Origin of the sequence: Accumulibacter sp. (genome assembly GCF_029255145.1) — a bacterium.
Taxonomy (GTDB): domain Bacteria; phylum Pseudomonadota; class Gammaproteobacteria; order Burkholderiales; family Rhodocyclaceae; genus Accumulibacter.
On the sequence record NZ_JAPUVQ010000127.1, the window covers coordinates 89,122 to 108,126 of the forward strand.

Sequence of the window (19,005 nt, forward strand, 5' to 3'; positions counted from 1 at the left end):
GCTCCTTACTTGACCGCAGCAACGATCTTGGTGGCGGCGTCAGCCATTGAATCCGCGGTGATGATCGGCAGACCCGAGTCGCTCAGGATCTTCTTGCCGATGTCTTCATTGGTCCCCTTCATGCGAACCACCAGCGGCACCGAGAGATGCGTCTCGCGGGCCGCGGCGACGACGCCAGTGGCGATCGTGTCGCAACGCATGATGCCACCGAAGATGTTCACCAGTATCCCCTTGACCTTGGGATTCTTGAGCATGATCTGGAACGCCGAGGTCACTTTCTCGGTGGTCGCGCCACCGCCGACGTCGAGGAAGTTGGCCGGCTCGGCACCGAAATACTTGATCGTGTCCATGGTCGCCATGGCCAGGCCAGCGCCGTTGACCAGGCAACCGATGTTGCCGTCGAGCGAAATGTACGACAGATCGTGCTTGGAGGCCTCGAGCTCATCCGGGTCCTCTTCGTCGAGGTCGCGGAAAGCCATGATTTCGGGCTGGCGATAGAGTGCGTTCGAGTCGAAGTTGAACTTGGCGTCGATAGCCTTGATGTTGCCGTCGCCTTCGAGGATCAGCGGGTTGATCTCGGCCAGCGACGCATCGGTCTCCATGTAGCACTTGAAAAGGCCCTGCAGCGCCGCGACAGCGCGTCCCACCGACTCGGCTGGAACGCCGATACCGGTCGCCAGCTCGGTCGCTTGCGCATCGGACAGCCCGTCCTCGGGATCGACGAAGACCTTGAGGATTTTTTCCGGGGTATCGTGGGCAACCTTCTCGATGTCCATGCCGCCTTCGGACGACGCCATCATGGCCACCGTCTGCGTCGTGCGATCGGTCAGCGCGGCGACGTAGTATTCCTTGCGGATGTCCGCACCCTCTTCGATCAGCAACCGGCGCACTTTCTGGCCGACCGGACCGGTCTGGTGAGTGACCAGCTGCATGCCGAGGATCTGGCCGGCGTACTGGCGAACTTCGTCCAGCGACTTGGCGACTTTCACGCCACCGCCCTTGCCGCGACCACCCGCGTGAATCTGGGCTTTGACCACCCAGAGCTTGCCACCCAGGGACTCGGCTGCCTTGACCGCTTCATCGACGGATTGACAGAACACCCCGCGCGGAACTACGACGCCGAATTTCTTCAGGAGTTGCTTGCCCTGATATTCGTGAATTTTCATGCGCTTTCCTTGCTTGAGTTAAGGTTGCGAAACGTACCAGACGTAAGGAACCACGAGCAGGCCTTCCTACCCTGGCTTCTGGCCACGGTACCAGCGCGGGTAGAACCGCTGGACCGCGTCCGAATGCGACTCCAGCGCGTGGCAACGGTCCAGCTGATAGGGCTTGTGCCCGCTATCGTCGTTGTCGCGTACGTCACTGGCGAAGGTTTGCAGCGCTGCGGTCGGCAGGAACATCACCAGTTCGCTGAGATGCGAACAACCGTGCGTACTGCGGAACAGATTCTTGACTGCCGTGCGGAAGCCATGGAACAGATTGAGGCCGATCAACTGCGCGTAGTCGGGGACGATCCGGTCGCAATAGCCGACGTAGGGCATGGCATCGATGCTGGCGGCAGCGTCCAGGATGTTCATCTGGTAGTCGATGGTCACCCGCACCCACATCTCGTGCACCGCCTCGCCCTGCAGCCGCAGGCCCGATGACAAGGGGTAGTCGTGATCCTTGACATCAACCAGGCGCGCCTCGATATCCCAGCAGCCGTCGTCGCGCTTGTAACCGTCAAGCTGGACGTTTCGAACGTGCATGCGGGTGCGTAGGGCAGTGGGTGGGGGCAGCGGCATCAAGGATCCAGAGGGGATTGGCGAGCCCGTCAAGGCTTCGCAGCTGGCACGCAATTGTACACCAGAATGTCTCGCCACCCCCGCGAAATTCATAATTATGCCGCCCGGTGCGCCGCTTTCACGGCCAGTCCGGGTGCCATCCGCGCGCCCGCTCGCGCTCCAGCAGTAACCCACGCCGGGCGCCAAACCGGCTCGTGGTACGCCGCGACTGCTCGGCCATCGGTCAGAGCGACTCGATCAGGATGGCGCGAAAGTCGTTCACGTTGGTCAGCGTCGGACCGGTCACGATCGTGTCACCCAAAGCTCCGAAAAACCCATGGCCATCGTTGTTGTCGAGGCTGTCGCGAGGCCGGATGCCCTGAGCCCAGGCGCGCGCCAGCGAGTCGGGCGCCAGGCAGGCGCCGGCGACTTCTTCCTGCCCATCGACCCCGTCGGTGTCTGCAGCCAGAGCGTGGATGCCGGGCTGGCCGTCGAGCGCCACCGCCAGCGACAGCAGGAATTCGACATTGCGCCCGCCACGCCCGTGGCCACGCACCGTCACCGTCGTTTCTCCACCGGAGAGCAGGACGCAGGGCGTCGCAAAAGGTTGCCCGTGCACGGCCACCTGACGAGCGATCGCGGCCATCACCTTGCCGACCTCACGGGCCTCGCCTTCGATGCTGTCGCCGAGGATGTGCGGCACGACGCCGGCGGCGCGGGCGACTTTCGCCGCCGCCTCCAGGGCCATCTGCGGGGTCGCGATGAGCCGCGTTTCGCTGCCTGCCAGGCGTGCATCGTCGGGCTTGATCGATTCTCCCCGGCCGCTCGCCAGCAGGGCCCTGACCTGCGTCGGGAGATCGATGCCGTAACGACGGACAATGGCCAGCGCGTCGTCGCAGGTGCTGGCGTCACCGACCGTCGGACCGGAGGCGATGTCGCGGGGCAGATCCCCCGGCACGTCGGAAATCAGCAGGGTAAGCACCCTGGCGGGATGACAGGCCGCCGCCAGGCGCCCACCCTTGATCGCCGAAAGGTGGCGCCGCAGGCAGTTCATTTCGCCGATGCTGGCACCCGACGCGAGGAGTTGGCGGTTCAGCGCCTGCTTGTCAGCCAGCGTAATGCCGTCGAGCGGCAGCGCCAGCAAGGCGGAACCTCCCCCTGAAATCAGGCACAGCACGAGGTCGTCGGCGGACAACTGCGCGACCAGGTGACGGATGCGGCCGGCGGCACGAAAACCGGCCGCGTCCGGCACCGGGTGTGCCGCTTCGACAATTTCGATGTGCTGGCAAGGCACGCGGTAGCCGTAACGGGTGACCACCAGCCCCGACAGCGGCCCATGCCAGTGATCCTCGACGGCTCTGGCCATCGCCGCCGATGCCTTGCCAGCGCCGATGACCAGCAGGCGGCCGGCCGGCGCCCCGGGCAAGTGCGGGGGAACGCAACGCGCAGGCTGCGCGCTTTCGATGGCCGCCGCCAGCATCTTCTGCAGCAAGTCGCGAGGATCGATTCGAGTGCTCATCTGTTGCCCCCGCCTGCGCAAGAGCTGCCCTGGCCATTCTCCGGCCGGGGCAAGGGGCAGTTCGCCAGCCGCGTCAGGACGCCAGCACGCGCCTGATCTCGGCCAGACCGGCCGAGATCATCGCCAGGTCCTGCGGGACGTTGCTCTTCAGTTCGTCGAGCACCGCCGCGGCGTCAACCACCGGCGGCAAGCTGCCGCCCAGCAGCTGCTGCAAGAGGTGCTGCCGAAGAGCGTTCAGCTCGGCGGCAAGCTGCGCACGCGCCCTCGCCTGCCAGCGGTTGCCGGCCGGCAGACGCTCGACGGCGCCGCCCAGCCAGTTCAGATCGAGGTGCTCGGCGAGCCCACTCAGCGCGTGTGCGACCTGGTCCAGGGGACGAGCGCAGGCGCGCGCCAGATTGACCAGCTCAAAAGCGGCGACGATCTCGGCACGCCCCTCGATCAGTGCCGAAACCACCTCCGCGCCGCTGCCCCCGGCGCGAATGCGGTCCATGCTGTCGACCACCGCCGCCCGGTAATCGGCGACCATCCGCGCAATCGATGCGCCGCCGACATGTTGCGGCAACAACTGCCGCGTCGCCTCCGCGGTCATCACCCGCAGGCCGGTCATCAGCGCGATCTGGGAGCTGGCGTCGACCAGCAGGTCCAGGGACTCGACATCGTGCCACAGCGCTTCGGCGTCCAGCACGCTGCTGGCGGCGTACCAGGCGCCGGCGACCTGTGCCGGCGACGCGCCGGTTTCGTCACCGAGCTGCATGACAAAGATCGTTCCCATCCTGTTGACCAGCCGATTGACCAGCTGGGTGGTAATGATGTCCCGTTTCAGGGGGTGCGTCGGCAACAGCTCACGGCACTGACCCAGGACGGCGGCCGGGAAGTAATTCACCAGCAGTTCGTAAACATCTTCGCTATCGGGTAGTGCGGAAGCCAGAATGGCCTCCTTCAGCGTGATCTTGGCATAGGCCAGAAGGACCGAGATCTCCGGTGCGGTAAGGCCGCGCTGCTGCTGCGCCCGCTCGGCAAGGCGCTTGTCATCGGGCAGCGATTCGATGCTGCGGTGCAGGGAGCCCTTGGCCTCCAGAGCGCGGATGAAGCGCGCATGCGCTTCGATGAATTCGGCACCGGCCGCGACTTCGAGCGAAATGGCCTGCGTCTGGTGGTAATTGTCGGCCAGGACCAGGCGCCCCACCTCGTCGGTCATCGACGCCAGCAAGGCGTCACGCTGCTTGCCGGTGACGTCGCCACGACGGATCAGCCCGGCCAGCAGGATCTTGATGTTGACTTCGTGGTCTGAGCAATCCACGCCAGCCGAATTGTCGATCGCATCGGTGAAGATCCGGCCGCCAGCGAGCGCAAACTCGATCCGGCCCGGCTGTGTCAGCCCCAGGTTGCCACCTTCGCCAACTACCCGTGCCTGCAGTTGGCTGGCATCGACCCGCAACAGGTCGTTACCGCGGTCGTTGGCCTCCTGATGACTCTCGCTGCTGGACTTGACGTAGGTGCCTATGCCGCCGTTGTAGAGCAGATCGACCGGCGCCTGCAGCAGGATCTTGATCAGTTCGTGGGGCGGCAACTGGATCGCTGTGGTCCCCAGCCAGGTGCGCACTTCGGGCGAGAGCGGAATAGTCTTGGCGGCGCGCGACCACACCCCGCCGCCGCTGGAAATCAGCGTCGCATCGTAATCGGCCCAGGACGAACGCGGCAGTTCAAAGAGCCGTTGCCGCTCGGCAAAGCTGCGCGCCGGATCCGGGTCCGGGTCAAGGAACAGATGGCGGTGATCGAAGGCGGCGCGCAGCTTGATCACCGGCGACAGCAGCATGCCATTGCCAAAGACATCGCCGGACATGTCACCAATACCGACGACGCTGAACGGCTGCGTCTGGATATCGAGGCCCAGTTCGCGGAAGTGCCGCTTGACCGCCTCCCAGGCGCCGCGAGCGGTGATCCCCATCTTTTTGTGGTCGTAACCGACCGAACCACCCGAGGCAAAGGCATCGCCGAGCCAGAAACCATAATCGATGGCGATCCCGTTGGCGATATCCGAGAAAGTCGCGGTTCCCTTGTCGGCGGCGACCACCAGGTAGGCGTCGTCGCCGTCACGACGACGGACGCCGCGCGGTGGCACCACCTGGCCATCGACCAGATTGTCGGTGAGGTCGAGCAGGCCGCGAATGAAGGTCGTATAGCAGGCAATGCCCTCGGCCTGGAAGGCTTCGCGCTCGGAGACGGGTGGCAAGCGCTTGCAGACGAAACCGCCCTTCGAGCCCAGCGGAACGATCACCGCATTCTTCACCATCTGTGCCTTGACCAGACCGAGCACCTCGGTGCGGAAGTCTTCCATCCGGTCGGACCAGCGCAAGCCGCCGCGGGCGACCTTCGCACCGCGCAGGTGCACGCCTTCGACACGCTCGCTATAGACGAAGATTTCGTACAGCGGCACCGGTGCGGGCAGGAACGGGATGTCTCTCGACGACAGCTTGAACGACAGGTAGTCCCGGCTCTTGCCGTCAATCGCCGACTGATAGGCATTGGTCCGCTGGGTCGCTTCAATGACCGTCTGCAAGGCGGCCAGGATGCGGTCGTCGTTGGGATTGCTGACCTGCAACAAGGCCGCGCTCAGTTCGTCGGAAATCGCTTTCGCACGCGCGTCGTCCGCCGCCGGCGAGAACAGCGCTTCGAACAGGTCGACCAGTCCGCGGGTAATCCGGAAATGACTTGCCAGGCATTGCTCGATATAGACCTGGCTGAACGGTAGCCCGGCCTGCCGCAGGTAACGCCGGTAGGCACGCAGGATGCTGATCTGCCGGCCGTTGAGACCGGCCAGCAACACCAGGCGGTTGAAACCGTCATTCTCGGCCTCGTCGCGCAGCAGTCTTTCGAGCAGCTCGATGAAGGCCTGCCGGGTGGTATCGTCGTCCAGCGCCGCCGCATCCGGCAACTGCACAGCGAAATCGGCGATATGCAGGTCGCTCTGGGGGAGGTTGAAGGGTTGCTCGGAAAGCACCGTCAACCCGAGGTTTTCGAGAATCGGCAGAATCGCCGACAGCGGCCGAGGGCGGCCGCGGCGGAACAGTTTCAGGTGCTGGTGGGCACCGTCGTCGCCTTGCGCCGCGCTCAGCTTGACTTCGACGCGACCACTGTGCTCGGCGACTTCGAGGCGCTCGAGATCGGAAACCGCCGACGCCGGGGTAACCCGCTCCTGATAGAACAACGGCAACTCCGGCGCGTAGCGACGCAACAGGACGTTGCCACGCTCCTCGCCGTAATGCCCGATCAGGTTGTGCTTTAGCTCGTCAGCCCAGCCACGAACGATGCGCGCGACCTGCCTTTCGATCGCATCGGCGTCGTAGCTATAACTGGTGCCGACCGGCGTGTGGACGATGAAATGGAGCCGAGCCAGCCGCGACTCGCCGAGCATCACGAAGAATTCGACGTGGTCGGCAGCCAGTGTTTCGTGCAGCAGCGCCGATATCCGTTTGCGGAGCTTGGTATCGAAATGGTCGCGCGGCATATAGACCATCGCCGAGACGTAGCGTCCCCAGGCATCGTTGCGCATGAAGACGCGTACCTGCTCGCGTTCGTACACCGAAACGATGCCGCGCATGATCGACACCAGATCCTCTTCGCCGATCTCGATCAATTCATCGCGCGGATAGGTCTCGAGGACGTTGACCAGCGTCTTGTCGCGGTGGCTGCGCGCGGCGAAGCCGATCGCTTCCCTGGCAGCGGCAATCTTGCGCCGCAGGAGCGGTATGTCGGTCGCGGCAACGTGGTAGACGTGCGCCGTGTACAGGCCAACCAAAGCCCGCAGGCCGACCAGCTGGCCAGTGCCGTCGTAGCGCTTGACGCCAATGAAGTCGAGGTAGGCCGAGCGATGAACGGTCGATCGGGCGTCGGTCTTGACCAGAATCACCGGCAGCGGGTCTCTCGCCAGTTCGACGACGGCGCCCGGAATTCCAGCCAGGCACCGGCCAAAGCCCGGGTGGTCGGCGTGCCGCAGGATCCCCAAGCCACTGTCGGCAACGCGCGCCAGGACGTTCTCGCCGGCAGCGACGCGGTAGTCGGCGTAACCGAGAAAAACGAAGTTATTGACGCCGATCCACTGCAGGTAGGCCGCCACTTCGTCACTGTCGGCGGTCTTCGCGGCGACCATCTCGTCGTAAGCCTCGCGCATGCGCTGATGCATGGTCGACACATCTTCGACCGCAGCGCGGACATCTGCGAGAGCGCCCGCGACTTCCTGACGCAACTGCGCCAGCAGCGCGGCATCGCCGACACGATCGATCTCCAGGTGAATCCAGGATTCCGCACGGCTGCCGGCGGCGCCACGCGCCTGCGTACGCTGCAAGCCGCCTTCGGCGCTGCGCTCGGCACTCAGTACCGGATGCAGCAGACGGTGAATGACCAGGCCATGACGCGAGACGAGCATGGTGATCGAATCGACCAGGAAGGGCATGTCGTCGGTAACGATGTCGATCACGGTGTGCGGAGAGTGCCAGCCGTGACGGTCGAAGTCCGGCGTATAGAGAGCGATGGCGGCTTTTTGCGGCAGTCGCGACTCGCCCAGCCGGAAATGCTGGACGGCCGCGCCAAGAAGCTCCTCCGGGCTGGCGTCAAGCGCGTCGTTCAGTTCGACGTCGCCGAAATAGCACTCCAGGAACTCGTCTACGCGCGCCGGCAGATTCTGTTCCTCGGCGATCTCGCGCAGATTGCGGCGCAGGTTAAGGGTGGTTTCTGTAAGCATGACCATGCAACTCTCCTCGTTCTGGATCCCTGGTGTGATGTGAAGCCAGGTGGGCAGCTTTACCAGTGCAGGCGCAGTGGTGGACGCTGATCGCCCGTGTGGACGCTGATCGCCGGTGGGCCGGCCAGCGGCCGATCGACTTGTGACGAAGCTTTCAGTGATGCAGGATCTTGGCCAGGAACTGTTGTGCGCGCTCCGAACGAGCCGCCTCGAAGAAGGCGTCCTTGCTGTCGTCCTCGACGATCCGGCCCTGGTCCATGAAGATCACGCGCGTCGCGACGCGTTTCGCAAATCCCATTTCGTGCGTCACGCACATCATGGTCATCCCCTCCTTCGCCAGTTCGGTCATCACGTCGAGCACTTCGTTGACCATCTCCGGGTCGAGCGCCGAGGTCGGCTCGTCGAAAAGCATGCAGATCGGGTCCATGGCCAGCGCTCTGGCGATCGCCACCCGCTGCTGCTGTCCGCCGGAAAGTTGCCCCGGGAACTTGCCCGCCTGTTCGCTCAGACCAACTCGTTCGAGCAGCTTCGCCCCCTTGGCGCGAGCCTCTTCCTGGTTGCGCCCGAGCACCTTGAGCTGGGCAATAGTCAAGTTGTCGATGATGCTCATGTGGGGGAACAGCTCAAAGTTCTGGAAGACCATGCCGACCGTCGAACGAAGCTTCGAAAGATTGGTCTTCGGATCGCCGACGGAAACGCCATTGACGATGATTTCGCCACTCTGAAAGGGCTCGAGGCCATTGACGCACTTGATCAGCGTCGACTTTCCTGAACCCGACGGACCGCAGACGACGATCACTTCGCCTTTCTGCACCTGCGTGGTGCAATCGGCGAGCACCTGGAAGGAACCGTAATGCTTGCTGACCTTGTTCATCGAAATCATCGGAAATCTCCTCAAGTCATTACCGCAAGCGGCCTCAGGCCACCTTGAGCTTGTTCTGGTAGTGGCGAACGATTCGCGACGCGGTAAAGCAGATCACGAAATAAACCGCGCCGGCAAAGAGCAGCAACTCGACCAGCCGCCCGTCGCGGTCGCCAACCTTGTAGGCGGCACCGAAGAAGTCGGCCAGCGCCGAAACATAGACCAGCGAGGTATCCTGAAACAGGATGATCCCCTGCGTCAGCAGCAAGGGCACCATGTTCCGGAAGGCTTGCGGCAGGACCACCAGGCGCATCGACTGGCCGTAGGTCATGCCGAGTGCGCTGGCCGCCGCCATCTGGCCTTTCGAAACCGACTGGATACCAGCGCGGATGATCTCCGAGTAGTAGGCGGCCTCGAACAGCGCAAAACCGGTGATCGCCGAGGCCAGACGAACGTCGGATCCGCGCGGCAAACCGAGAAGACTCTCCAGCAGGCTCGGCACGATCAGAAAGAACCACAGCAGGACCATCACCAGTGGCACCGCCCGAAAGAGGTTCACGTAAGCAGCGGCGAGCCACGACAGCGGCGTTATCGACGACAGCCGCATCAGCGCCAGCAGCGTACCCCAGACGATCCCGACGAGAACGGCGGTCGCCGTGATCTGCAAGGAAATCACCATGCCGTCCCAGAGAAACGGCAGCGCACCGGGAATCGAAGACCAGTCGAATTCATGCATCTCACTTGCCTCCGATGTAACCGGGAACGCGGACGTGCGCTTCAACCCAGCGCATCCCGAACATGACCACCACGTTGATCAGCAGGTAGGCGAGGGTCACCGCGATGAACGATTCGTAGGGCTGCGCCGTGTAATCCACCAGTTGCCGGCCCTCGGCCGCCAGCTCCAGCAAGCCGATCGTCGAACAGACCGCCGAGTTCTTGAAAATATTAAGGAATTCGGACGTCAGCGGCGGCACGATCAGGCGGACGGCCATCGGCAGCAGAACGAAGCGGTACGTTTGCGGCAAGGTGAAGCCCATCGCCAGACCGGCGTTTTTCTGCCCCGGCGGCAGCGAGTTGATCCCCGAGCGGACCTGTTCGGCGACCCGCGCACTGGTAAACAGAGCCAGACAGACCATCGACGCAAGAAACTGCTGGACGATCGGGTTGGTCTGCTTCAAGGCATCACCCCAAGCGACGGGCAGCAACTCGGGCATCACGAAATACCAGAGGAACAGCTGCACCAGCAGCGGGATATTGCGAAAGACCTCGACGTAGGCCGTCGCGAAACCCGACAACCACCTGTTCGGAACCGTCCGCAAGACGCCGACCACCGCACCAATCGCCAGCGCGATCAGCCAGGCAGACAGCGACAAGGTGATGGTCATCTTGAAGCCGTAAAACATCCAGCCGAGGTAGGTGTCGTCGCCGGTCGCCGTCGGCTGCAGAAAAACGCCCCAGTTCCAGTTGTAAGCCATCGGTGCTTCTCCTCGGAGCAAGACGCGAGCGGCCTGGTCGGCGCCCGCCCTGCGATCGGCTACAAACAGCGATCGGTGATTAGTACTCCCAGAACATCCGCTGCAGCTCCTTGCTGTCCTGCGTCTGGGTCAATGCCACTGTGGCAAGAATTTTCGCCTTTTGCGGATTGAGGTCGTGCGCCACCACCCAGTCGTACTTGTCGTCCGGTTGCTCGGCGTTGCGCAGGACAAAACCGCCAGCATTGACGTGTGACGAACGAATGACCTGCACGCCCTTGCCACGAGCCTCGACCAGGAAGGGCACCACCGCCTTGCTCACCGAACCGTTGCCGGTGCCGGCATGGACGATCGCCTTGGCACCGCCCGCCACAAAGGCCCGGTAGGCGGTATCCGGGACGTTGCCATAGCCATACGCGATCTCGACCGCAGGCAGCGTGTCGATCTTCTCGATGTCGAATTCGGAGTTCATGGTGTGCCGCTTGGCGGGCAGGCGAAACCAGTAGTTCTTGCCTTCAACGACCATTCCCAAAGGGCCCCAGGGGCTCTTGAAGGCTTCAGTGCGGATGTTGACCGTCTTGGCGACGTCGCGGCCACTGTTGATTTCGTCGTTCATCGTCACCAGCACCCCTTTACCGCGCGCATCCTTGCTGGCTGCCACACTCACCGCGTTGTACAGGTTGAGGGTGCCGTCAGCCGACATGGCGGTGCCGGGGCGCATCGAACCGACGACAACGATCGGCTTCTCGGTGTGCACCACCAGGTTGAGGAAGTAGGCGGTTTCTTCGAGCGTGTCGGTGCCGTGCGTGATCACCACGCCATCGACGTCATTCTGCTTGACCAGCGCCGCGACGCGCTTGCCCAGGATCAGCAGGTTGTCGTTGGTGAAGCTTTCCGAAGCAATCTGGAAAACCTGCTCGCCGCGCACATCGGCGATCGCCGACAACTGCGGAACACCGGCAATCAGCTTGTCGACCGGGACTTTCGCCGCCTGATAGGTCGCGCTGTTGGTGACATCGGCGCCGGCACCGGCAATCGTGCCACCGGTAGCCAGGATCACGACATTCGGCTTGTCTGCAGCCAGCGCAGCACCGCTCACCAGGAGCGTCGCAAGCATGGCAACCAACCAGCGCGTAACGGTAGTCTTCAACATGGGGAGTCCTCCACTTAAAGGCAATGCAGGAGCCAGGGGCCGCCCGGCGGCCCCTGGACGATCAGGCGACTACTCGTACGCCTTGTCGTTCGGCGCCTTGTACAGCGCCTTCATGGCATCCGAGAGCGGAAAATCGAGGTTCAGGCCTTTCGGCGGGATCGGCTGCAGGAACCATTTGGCGTAGATCTTCTCCGCTTCGCCCGAGGTCATCGCCTTGGCCAGGGCCGCATCGACGACTTTCTTGAACGGTGCGTCGTCCTTGGGCAGCATGCAACCGTAGGCCTCAAACGACTGTGGCGTGCCAACCACGGCCCAATCGCTGGCGCGGCGGGCTTTGGCCATTTCCCCATAGAGCAGGGCGTCGTCCATCATGAAAGCGACCGCACGGCCCGTTTCAAGGGTCAGGAATGCCTCTCCGTGATCCTTGGCGCTGATGATGCTCATGTTCATTTTCTTGTCTTCGTTCATCTTGCGCAGCAGCCGCTCCGAGGTCGTTCCGGCGGTGGTGACCACGTTCTTGCCGGCCAGATCAGGAAAATCCTTGATCCCCGAGGTGGTCTTGGTCAACAGCCGCGTCTCGATGATGAAGATCGTATTCGAGAAGCTGACCTGCTTCTGGCGCTCGGTGTTGTTGGTAGTCGAGCCACACTCGATGTCGATTGAACCGTTCTGGATCAGCGTGATTCGGTTCGACGAGGTGACGGGCAACATCTTGATGTCGATCTTGGCCATCTTCAGGTCGGCCTTGATCGCTTCGACGACCTTCATCATCAGATCCTGCGAATAGCCGATGACCTGTTGCTTGTCATCATAGTACGAGAAGGGAATCGACGACTCCCGGTGCCCCAGCGATATTCCGCCGGTATCCTTGATCTTCTTCAGGGTGCCGGTCAGTTCCTTCGCCAGGGCGGGCGCCGCCAGAAATGCCGTGGCCAGCGTCGCGGCGAACAACAAGCGCTTTGAATTTCCAATCACCATCATGTCTCCTTCCTCTCTAGTGGTCTGAACTTGTTGTCGGGTCTACGCCCGATCAGAGCATTGTGGCATGACTTGCGGGTGAATCCTAGCGATGATCGAGTCATGACGCTGTGGCGCAACGACGCCGAGGGCACCAGCAATGGGTGGGCCCATTCCTGCTCGCGGGAACGCCCGTCCGGCTGGGACCACAGCTTATCGGACAGCTTGGAAGCCGTACAATTCCACCCTTGCCGCCAATTTGCCAGAAACAGCCGCCGATGACAGCCGCGCCGATCTTCTACAGCATCCGCCCGAGCCATCCCGAGGCGCACCTTTTCGAAGTACGCTGCACGCTTGCCGCAGCCGACCCGACGGGCCAGCGCTTTGCGCTGCCGGCCTGGACCCCCGGCAGCTACCTGATCCGGGACTTCGCACGGCACATCGTGTCAATCCGCGCCGAAGCCGCCGGCCAGCGCATCGCCCTCGACAAAATCGACAAGCACACCTGGCGAGCGGCACCGGTCGACGAGGCTGCGCCATTGACCGTCATCTGCGAGGTCTATGCCTGGGACCTCTCGGTACGCGGCGCGCACCTCGACCAGACGCACGCCTTCTTCAACGGCAGCAGCGTCTTCCTGTGCCCGCTCGGTCACGAACAACGGCCGTGCCTGCTCGACATTCAGCCACCAGTCGGCACGCGATATCGGGACTGGCGGGTGGCCACCGCCATGGCTCCAGCGCACGGCGAGAGGGGCTGCGCCGAAGACCATGGCTTCGGCCTCCATGGCGCCAGCTGTTACGACGAACTGATCGACCACCCGGTCGAAATGGGCGTCCTCACGCTGGCCAGCTTCACCGCCTGCAGCGTGCTCCATGAAGTCGCGATCAGCGGCCACCATGACTGCGACCTGACGCGCCTTACAGCCGACCTCACGCGAATCTGTGAATGGCAGATCCGGCTCTTCGGTGAACCGGCGCCAATGCCGCACTACGTCTTTCTGATCACTGCCGTCGGCGATGGCTACGGCGGCCTCGAACACCGCGCCTCGACGGCGTTGCTCTGCGCGCGCGACGACCTGCCCTACCCCGGCATGACCGGCACACCGGAGCGTTACCGAACCTTGCTGGGTCTGTGCAGCCACGAGTACTTTCACAGCTGGAATGTCAAACGGATCAAGCCGGCCGCGTTCACCGCCTGCAATCTCGCAGTCGAGAACTACACCACCCTGCTCTGGGCTTTCGAGGGTTTCACCTCGTACTACGACGACCTGGCGCTCCTGCGCTGCGGGGTCATCCCGGTGGAGGACTGGCTGGCCCTGGTCGCCGCGACCATCGACAAAGTCGACCGTGACCCCGGCCGGCATCGGCAGACGCTGGCCGAATCGAGCTTCGACGCGTGGACGAAGTTCTACCGGCCAGACGAGAATACGCCCAATGCCGTCGTCAGTTACTACGCCAAGGGATCGCTGGTAGCGCTGGCACTCGATCTCACCCTGCGCGCCGCGACCAGAAACCATTGCTCACTTGACGCGGTGATGCGGACGCTCTGGCAGCGCCACGGCGAGTACGATCAGCACCGGAGCGTTGGCGTCGGCGACGATGACATCCGGCTGCTAGCCGAGGAACTCTCCGGCCTCGACCTCGATCGCTTCTTTGCCAACGCGATTGATGGCACCGCGGAGCTGCCGCTGGCCCTACTATTGAAGCCGTTCGGTATCCGGCTGCAGCGTGCAGAGGGATCGGGAACACCGACGCTCGGCGTAACGACGAAAGCGACTGGCGACGAGCTGAGACTGAGCACGGTCTATCACGGCGGCCCCGCACAAACATCCGGGCTGTCGGCCGGCGACCTGCTGGTAGCGATCGACGGTTTGCGTGTCATGCCAGCCACCGTGGACCGCCTGTTGTCCCGGAGAAAGGCCGGCGAAGTAGCCAGCGTGCTGGCCTTCAGGGGTGACGTGCTGATGGAGTTTTCGGTCCAACTCGGGTCGCCCACCCTCGGCAAACACCAACTCCTCTTGGACAAGAAGAGCAATGTGCTGCGCAAGGACTGGCTGCAAGCGTAAGGGCCGCTCCGCGCAAAGGAATCGTCACATACCCGCTTCCCGGTGAACGATAATCAAACTCTGGCCACCGTACCGCGTAGGCGCGCCGGCAGCCAGCAGGCCCTAACCGCCCCTACGTTGACCGTTGATCCACGATGACCATTCTCGCCGACCTCCGAAAAAGTTACGAACGAGCCGAACTCAGCGAGGACGCGTCGCACGTCGACCCCCTTGCGCAGTTTGCGCGCTGGCTGGCGGAAGCGATTGCCGCTCAGGTGCCCGAACCGAACGCGATGACGCTGGCGACGGTGGACAATACCCTGCGCCCGTCGACCCGGGTGGTGCTGATCAAGGGCTATGATGAAAACGGCATCACCTGGTTCACCAACCGCGACAGCCGCAAGGGCCGGGAACTGGCCGTCAACCCCTGGGCAGCGCTGCAATTTCACTGGGTGGAACTGGAGCGGGTGGTGCGCATCGAAGGCCGGGTAGACCTGGTCAGCGACGAAGAAAGCGATGCCTACTTCGCCAGCCGTCCGCTCGATTCACGAATCGGCGCCTGGGCCAGTCCGCAAAGCCAGGTCATTGCCAGCCGCGCGGTGCTGCTGGCCAACGCCGCTCGCTATGCCGCGCGGTTCCTGCTGAACCCGCCTCGCCCTCCGCACTGGGGCGGCTACCGCCTGCAGCCGGACCGTTGGGAGTTCTGGCAAGGCCGCAAGAGCCGCTTGCACGATCGCTTGCGCTACCGGCAGGGTAGCGACCAGCGCTGGATCCGTGAGCGACTCGCGCCGTGACGCGCGACCCCCACGTTCGCGCCGACCGCTACTCGGCGCGCGGCGCAACCTTCGTCCAGGGCCCTGGACACTGCATGACTGCCGGGTAGTACGCGGCCAGTTCCCGGCAGTAGTACCAAAACCCCGGCTCCAGCGTTTGCTCGCCGCCCGACGCGGACGGCGCGGTCACCTCAGCCCTTTCGACATAGACCACCGGCGGTGGCACAGCGACCACGGGTGGATAGATCACCGGCGGCGGATAGTACGCAGGAGGTCCCGGCCACCCCCAGAAGATCGGCGCGCCAAGATAGACGCCGACGCTGGAGCCGCCACCGTAGCCCCATCCCGGGCCGCGATAGCCGCCGCGGGGACCGTAACCGTATCGATAACCGCCACCCACGACGACCGTTCCGGCCCCCTGATACGCGCCGCGCGGCGCACCGTCCGCCAAAGCGCCGGGCGCTTCGAAGAGAGCCAGCACCAGCAGCATGATGATCGACTTGTTCATGGGCTTCTCTCCAAGGTGAGGACTCTCTCGGGCGATAGGCAGCGGGCACCAGTCAGTGTTTCGACCGCATCGCGACCGCTTCGGCGCTGCGCGCGATCAGAGTCGTGCCGACGATCACATAGTAACGCAGCAGCGCCGCTTACGCCGACACCCTGCCGGCGCACACGCCGGCCGACCACAGCCGATAGTTGGTGCGCATCCGGGGCAGGTCGTGCCGGTCATCGCCCGCCGTCGACAAGCGGCCCACGAACCTCTTCGACGATCACTAGCGTCGCCGTACAACGCCACTTGATCTCGAGATCGTAAAGACGAAAGCCGTACCGCCGCATGGGGTCGTCGGCGTAAGCGGGACGCGGATCCTGCGCCAGCACTTCGCGCAGCAGCGCCGTCAGGTCGGGCCACCGCTCTTCGTGCCGCGAGGCCTGGCTGGCCGCCCGGGCAGTGAACCAGACGGTCCGCAGCGGCGGCGGCGCAGTGACGAAACCGCCGCGCGCGGCCGGCTCGCTTTCGATGAAGGCGAGGTACGGTTTGATGTCGAGAACGGGTGTGCCGTCGAGCAGGTCGACGCCGCCAAAAGTCAGCAGCACGCCGTCGCGAGTGTCGATACTCAGCAACTCGACCAGCGACAAGCCCAGCGGGTTCGGGCGAAAAGGGCTGCGGCTGGCAAACACGCCCACCCGCTCATTACCCCCGAGCCGCGGCGGACGAACTGTCGGGCTCCAACGACCCGCTGTCCGGTGAAAGACGAAACTGAGCCAGACATGCGAAAACGCCTCCAGCCCGCGCACTGCCTCCTCGCGGTCGTAGGGGCGCAGGAGGCGTAGCTGACCACGTGCGTGCGGTGCCAGCCGCGGCTGCCGTGGAATCCCGAACCGGTCGCGAAACGGCGTTGCCAGGTAGCCGATCGGCGAAAAGGCGGCGTCAGGCACGATCCTGGTCCAGGCGCCGCCAGGCTTGCACCGGCAAGCGCCGAAGCCGGCCGGCCGGAGCCTCGCGCGATGCCGGGCGGCGCACCTTGCTCAGCCAGTGGCGAGTAGGTCCAGGGCATGCCTGGCCATGGCCTGCAGCACACTCTCAGCTTCGCCAATCGCCCCGGCCAGCTCAAAGCGTGTCTGCGGATGCCTTTGCTGCAGTTCCTCGAGCAGCAGCGGCAAGTCGCGTTTAAGGTGTCCGCCACGGGCAATAAACATCGGCAACACGACGACACGTCGAAAACCTTCACCGACGAGCGACTCGACGCAGTCGCCCAACTCGGGCTTCAAGAACTCGAGAAAAGCCAGTTCGACGCGCATCCCGGGTGCCTGTTCGCGCAGGGTCGTGCGCAGACGACGCATCGGCTCGGCCCATTCGGGATCACGCGCACCATGGGCGAAAAGAATTAGGGCGGTTTTGCTCATGCCTACACTTTAACCCATCGCCAGCTCAGGGCGCGACCTTCGCTTTGACGGCCACGGGCAGCGGCGCAGCCGGAGCCAGCCGGCCGTGGGGTAGTCCTCAATCGATCCCGACCAGGGCGGCAATGTCGTGGGCGTGGTCAACCAGATGATCGGCACCCCACGCCTCGATCGGGTCGCCGTCGCCCAGATAGCCGTAGCGTACCGCCACGGTGACCATGCCTGCTGCCCGCCCAGCCTGGATGTCGCGCAAATCGTCGCCAACGTACAGGCAACGCCCGGGCTCCCGGTCGATCAGCGTACACGCCAGTTGCATCGGTTGCGGAGCTGGCTTGGCGCGCGGCGCGGAATCGCCACTTACGACGCAGGCCGCTCGTTTCGCGTAGCCGAGGCGGGCCAGCAACGGCAGGGTAAACCGTTGCGCTTTGTTGGTGACGATCCCCCATGGCGACCCGCTCTCTTCCAGAGCCCCGAGAAGCTGATCCACGCCGGGGAACAGCGTCGTTTCGACGCAGATGTCCTGGCTGTAGTAGCGCAGGAAGCGCTCGTAGAACTCGGTGTAGCGCGCGTCCCCCGGACGCATGTCCAGTCCGGCTTTCAGCATCCCGCGAACCCCCTGCGAGGTCAGCGAGCGGAGCTGTCCGGGCGGAACGCCCGGCAGTGCCAGGTCGGCACGCAATCGATTGAGCGCCGCGGCAAGATCTGGCGCGGTATCGGCGAAAGTCCCGTCGAGGTCGAAAAGAACCGCTTCAAACATCCTTGAACGCATGCAGGAGGTAGTTCACGTCGGTGTTTTTCCCGAGCGCGCAGTGTCTGGTCAAGGGGTTGTAAGTCATCCCTCGCAGTTCGTCCGGATCGAGACCGGCATTTCGCACCCAGCGCGAGAGTTCCGACGGCTTGATGAACCGGGCATAGTCGTGGGTGCCCCTGGGCAGCATCCGAAGGACGTACTCGGCGCCGACCACGGCCAGCAGGTAGGCCTTCGGGTTGCGGTTGATGGTCGAGAAAAAGACATGCCCTCCGGGTCTGGTCAGCGCCGCACACGCAGCGACCGTGCTGGCCGGATCGGGAACATGTTCAAGCATTTCCATGCAGGTCACCACATCGTAGCGGCCGGCTTCCTGAGTCGCCAGCTCCTCGGCCGAGATCTGGCGGTAGTCAAGCTCTCGGCCGCTCTCCAGCAGGTGCAAGCGGGCAACGGCCAGCGCTTTTTCGGAAAGATCGATGCCGGTCACCGCCGCGCCTTTTTCGCACATTCCTTCGGCCAGCAGCCCGCCGCCGCAACCGACGTCGAGCACGGCCTTGCCGGCGAGTTGGCAGTGGCCATCGATCCAGTCGAGGCGCAGCGGGTTAATGTCGTGCAGCGGCTTGAAATCGCTGTTCGGATCCCACCAGCGGTGGGCAAGCTGACTGAATTTGTCGAGTTCGTGCTGGTCGGCGTTGATCATGATCCTGGCGGTATCCATGGCAAATGGTGCGCAACAGGCAGACTCCCGTCCACCGTCTGCCCGCCGCCGTGCTGCACACCGTGCAGTCGATCGAACGTGCGCACCGGGCGATCAGCGGACTGCGAGCCGGGGTGGCGGTCAGCGCCCACCGACGCACACGGTCTGGGCTGGCAGAACGAAAAAGCCCTGCCGAAGCAGGGCCTCCCGTAAGACTGACGGATTACTTGGTGCCGATCAGTTCGATGTCGACACGACGGTCAGGCTGCAGGCACTCGATGACCTTCTTGCTCTTCGGACCCGCGCACTGGCCAGGCTTGGTAACCGGCTGCTTCTCGCCCTTGCCTTCGGTGTACACGCGGTTGGCTTCGAC

General features: G+C 63.9%; 16 protein-coding genes and 1 pseudogene. 2 read left to right on the plus strand and 15 right to left on the minus strand.

Features of this window, described 5'->3' with window-relative positions; all coding sequences use genetic code 11:
- Nucleotides 1-5: 5 nt before the first annotated feature.
- The 9 genes from sucC to Q1L50_RS15190 form a co-directional block, all read right to left on the minus strand.
- A complete protein-coding gene (sucC, locus tag Q1L50_RS15150) occupies nucleotides 6-1,166 on the minus strand; it encodes an ADP-forming succinate--CoA ligase subunit beta (protein ID WP_300340125.1) in 1,161 nt (386 codons plus the stop codon).
- 66 nt (nucleotides 1,167-1,232) lie between these two features.
- The gene (locus tag Q1L50_RS15155; protein WP_300340127.1) at nucleotides 1,233-1,784 is read right to left on the minus strand and encodes a DUF2889 domain-containing protein; all 552 of its coding nucleotides are present in this window, start codon (nucleotides 1,782-1,784) and stop codon (nucleotides 1,233-1,235) included.
- Between the two features lie 223 nt (nucleotides 1,785-2,007).
- Complete coding sequence (locus tag Q1L50_RS15160; RefSeq protein WP_300340128.1) at nucleotides 2,008-3,282, minus strand: glycerate kinase; 1,275 nt, start codon at nucleotides 3,280-3,282, stop codon at nucleotides 2,008-2,010.
- Between the two features lie 73 nt (nucleotides 3,283-3,355).
- Nucleotides 3,356-8,029, minus strand: coding sequence for an NAD-glutamate dehydrogenase (locus Q1L50_RS15165; RefSeq protein WP_300340130.1), 4,674 nt, complete (start codon nucleotides 8,027-8,029; stop codon nucleotides 3,356-3,358).
- 148 nt (nucleotides 8,030-8,177) lie between these two features.
- Nucleotides 8,178-8,906, minus strand: a complete 729-nt coding sequence (locus Q1L50_RS15170) for an amino acid ABC transporter ATP-binding protein (RefSeq protein WP_300340132.1) — start codon at nucleotides 8,904-8,906, stop codon at nucleotides 8,178-8,180.
- A gap of 34 nt (nucleotides 8,907-8,940) precedes the next feature.
- The gene (gltK, locus tag Q1L50_RS15175; protein WP_300340134.1) at nucleotides 8,941-9,621 is read right to left on the minus strand and encodes a glutamate/aspartate ABC transporter permease GltK; all 681 of its coding nucleotides are present in this window, start codon (nucleotides 9,619-9,621) and stop codon (nucleotides 8,941-8,943) included.
- Nucleotide 9,622: 1 nt separating this feature from the next.
- Nucleotides 9,623-10,360 (minus strand): amino acid ABC transporter permease, encoded by a 738-nt coding sequence (locus Q1L50_RS15180; protein ID WP_300340136.1) that lies wholly within the window; start codon nucleotides 10,358-10,360, stop codon nucleotides 9,623-9,625.
- Between the two features lie 79 nt (nucleotides 10,361-10,439).
- Nucleotides 10,440-11,474 (minus strand): asparaginase, encoded by a 1,035-nt coding sequence (locus Q1L50_RS15185; RefSeq protein ID WP_300340165.1) that lies wholly within the window; start codon nucleotides 11,472-11,474, stop codon nucleotides 10,440-10,442.
- A gap of 105 nt (nucleotides 11,475-11,579) precedes the next feature.
- Entirely contained in the window at nucleotides 11,580-12,491 is a 912-nt protein-coding gene (locus Q1L50_RS15190) for a glutamate/aspartate ABC transporter substrate-binding protein (RefSeq protein ID WP_300340138.1), read from the minus strand.
- Nucleotides 12,492-12,745: 254 nt separating this feature from the next.
- Here Q1L50_RS15190 and Q1L50_RS15195 point away from each other — a divergent pair, with 254 nt between their 5' ends.
- On the plus strand, nucleotides 12,746-14,533 hold the full coding sequence (locus tag Q1L50_RS15195; RefSeq protein WP_300340140.1) for a PDZ domain-containing protein: 1,788 nt from the start codon (nucleotides 12,746-12,748) through the stop codon (nucleotides 14,531-14,533).
- 134 nt (nucleotides 14,534-14,667) lie between these two features.
- Nucleotides 14,668-15,306: a pyridoxamine 5'-phosphate oxidase gene (gene pdxH, locus Q1L50_RS15200; protein ID WP_300340142.1), complete on the plus strand. Its 639-nt coding sequence runs from the start codon at nucleotides 14,668-14,670 to the stop codon at nucleotides 15,304-15,306.
- Nucleotides 15,307-15,334: 28 nt separating this feature from the next.
- Here pdxH and Q1L50_RS15205 read toward each other — a convergent pair whose 3' ends face one another.
- From Q1L50_RS15205 to Q1L50_RS15230, 6 genes and pseudogenes are all read right to left on the minus strand, one after another.
- Nucleotides 15,335-15,793, minus strand: a complete 459-nt coding sequence (locus Q1L50_RS15205) for a hypothetical protein (protein WP_300340144.1) — start codon at nucleotides 15,791-15,793, stop codon at nucleotides 15,335-15,337.
- 218 nt (nucleotides 15,794-16,011) lie between these two features.
- Nucleotides 16,012-16,722 (minus strand): tRNA (N6-threonylcarbamoyladenosine(37)-N6)-methyltransferase TrmO, encoded by a 711-nt coding sequence (gene tsaA, locus Q1L50_RS15210; protein ID WP_300340146.1) that lies wholly within the window; start codon nucleotides 16,720-16,722, stop codon nucleotides 16,012-16,014.
- Nucleotides 16,723-16,812: 90 nt separating this feature from the next.
- Nucleotides 16,813-17,190 (minus strand): CbiX/SirB N-terminal domain-containing protein, encoded by a 378-nt coding sequence (locus Q1L50_RS15215; RefSeq protein WP_300340147.1) that lies wholly within the window; start codon nucleotides 17,188-17,190, stop codon nucleotides 16,813-16,815.
- A 97-nt stretch (nucleotides 17,191-17,287) separates the two neighbouring features.
- Nucleotides 17,288-17,944: an HAD-IA family hydrolase gene (locus Q1L50_RS15220; RefSeq protein ID WP_300340149.1), complete on the minus strand. Its 657-nt coding sequence runs from the start codon at nucleotides 17,942-17,944 to the stop codon at nucleotides 17,288-17,290.
- A complete protein-coding gene (gene ubiG / locus Q1L50_RS15225; protein ID WP_300340150.1) occupies nucleotides 17,937-18,635 on the minus strand; it encodes a bifunctional 2-polyprenyl-6-hydroxyphenol methylase/3-demethylubiquinol 3-O-methyltransferase UbiG in 699 nt (232 codons plus the stop codon). The genes Q1L50_RS15220 and ubiG overlap by 8 nt, the downstream gene beginning before the upstream one ends.
- A 220-nt stretch (nucleotides 18,636-18,855) precedes the next feature.
- Nucleotides 18,856-19,005 (minus strand): annotated as a pseudogene (locus Q1L50_RS15230) (OmpA family protein); the annotation flags it as partial.

Excerpts from the sequence above, each read along its gene's own strand:
- Q1L50_RS15185 (WP_300340165.1), bottom strand. The coding sequence starts at position 11,474 with ATGCTTGCGACGCTCCTGGTGAGCGGTGCTGCGCTGGCTGCAGACAAG.
- Q1L50_RS15155 (WP_300340127.1), bottom strand. The coding sequence starts at position 1,784 with ATGCCGCTGCCCCCACCCACTGCCCTACGCACCCGCATGCACGTTCGA.
- pdxH (WP_300340142.1), top strand. The coding sequence starts at position 14,668 with ATGACCATTCTCGCCGACCTCCGAAAAAGTTACGAACGAGCCGAACTC.
- Q1L50_RS15215 (WP_300340147.1), bottom strand. The coding sequence starts at position 17,190 with ATGAGCAAAACCGCCCTAATTCTTTTCGCCCATGGTGCGCGTGATCCC.
- Q1L50_RS15165 (WP_300340130.1), bottom strand. The coding sequence starts at position 8,029 with ATGGTCATGCTTACAGAAACCACCCTTAACCTGCGCCGCAATCTGCGC.
- ubiG (WP_300340150.1), bottom strand. The coding sequence starts at position 18,635 with ATGATCAACGCCGACCAGCACGAACTCGACAAATTCAGTCAGCTTGCC.
- Q1L50_RS15170 (WP_300340132.1), bottom strand. The coding sequence starts at position 8,906 with ATGATTTCGATGAACAAGGTCAGCAAGCATTACGGTTCCTTCCAGGTG.
- Q1L50_RS15190 (WP_300340138.1), bottom strand. The coding sequence starts at position 12,491 with ATGATGGTGATTGGAAATTCAAAGCGCTTGTTGTTCGCCGCGACGCTG.
- Q1L50_RS15220 (WP_300340149.1), bottom strand. The coding sequence starts at position 17,944 with ATGTTTGAAGCGGTTCTTTTCGACCTCGACGGGACTTTCGCCGATACC.
- Q1L50_RS15205 (WP_300340144.1), bottom strand. The coding sequence starts at position 15,793 with ATGAACAAGTCGATCATCATGCTGCTGGTGCTGGCTCTCTTCGAAGCG.
- Q1L50_RS15160 (WP_300340128.1), bottom strand. The coding sequence starts at position 3,282 with ATGAGCACTCGAATCGATCCTCGCGACTTGCTGCAGAAGATGCTGGCG.
- Q1L50_RS15195 (WP_300340140.1), top strand. The coding sequence starts at position 12,746 with ATGACAGCCGCGCCGATCTTCTACAGCATCCGCCCGAGCCATCCCGAG.
- gltK (WP_300340134.1), bottom strand. The coding sequence starts at position 9,621 with ATGCATGAATTCGACTGGTCTTCGATTCCCGGTGCGCTGCCGTTTCTC.
- Q1L50_RS15180 (WP_300340136.1), bottom strand. The coding sequence starts at position 10,360 with ATGGCTTACAACTGGAACTGGGGCGTTTTTCTGCAGCCGACGGCGACC.
- sucC (WP_300340125.1), bottom strand. The coding sequence starts at position 1,166 with ATGAAAATTCACGAATATCAGGGCAAGCAACTCCTGAAGAAATTCGGC.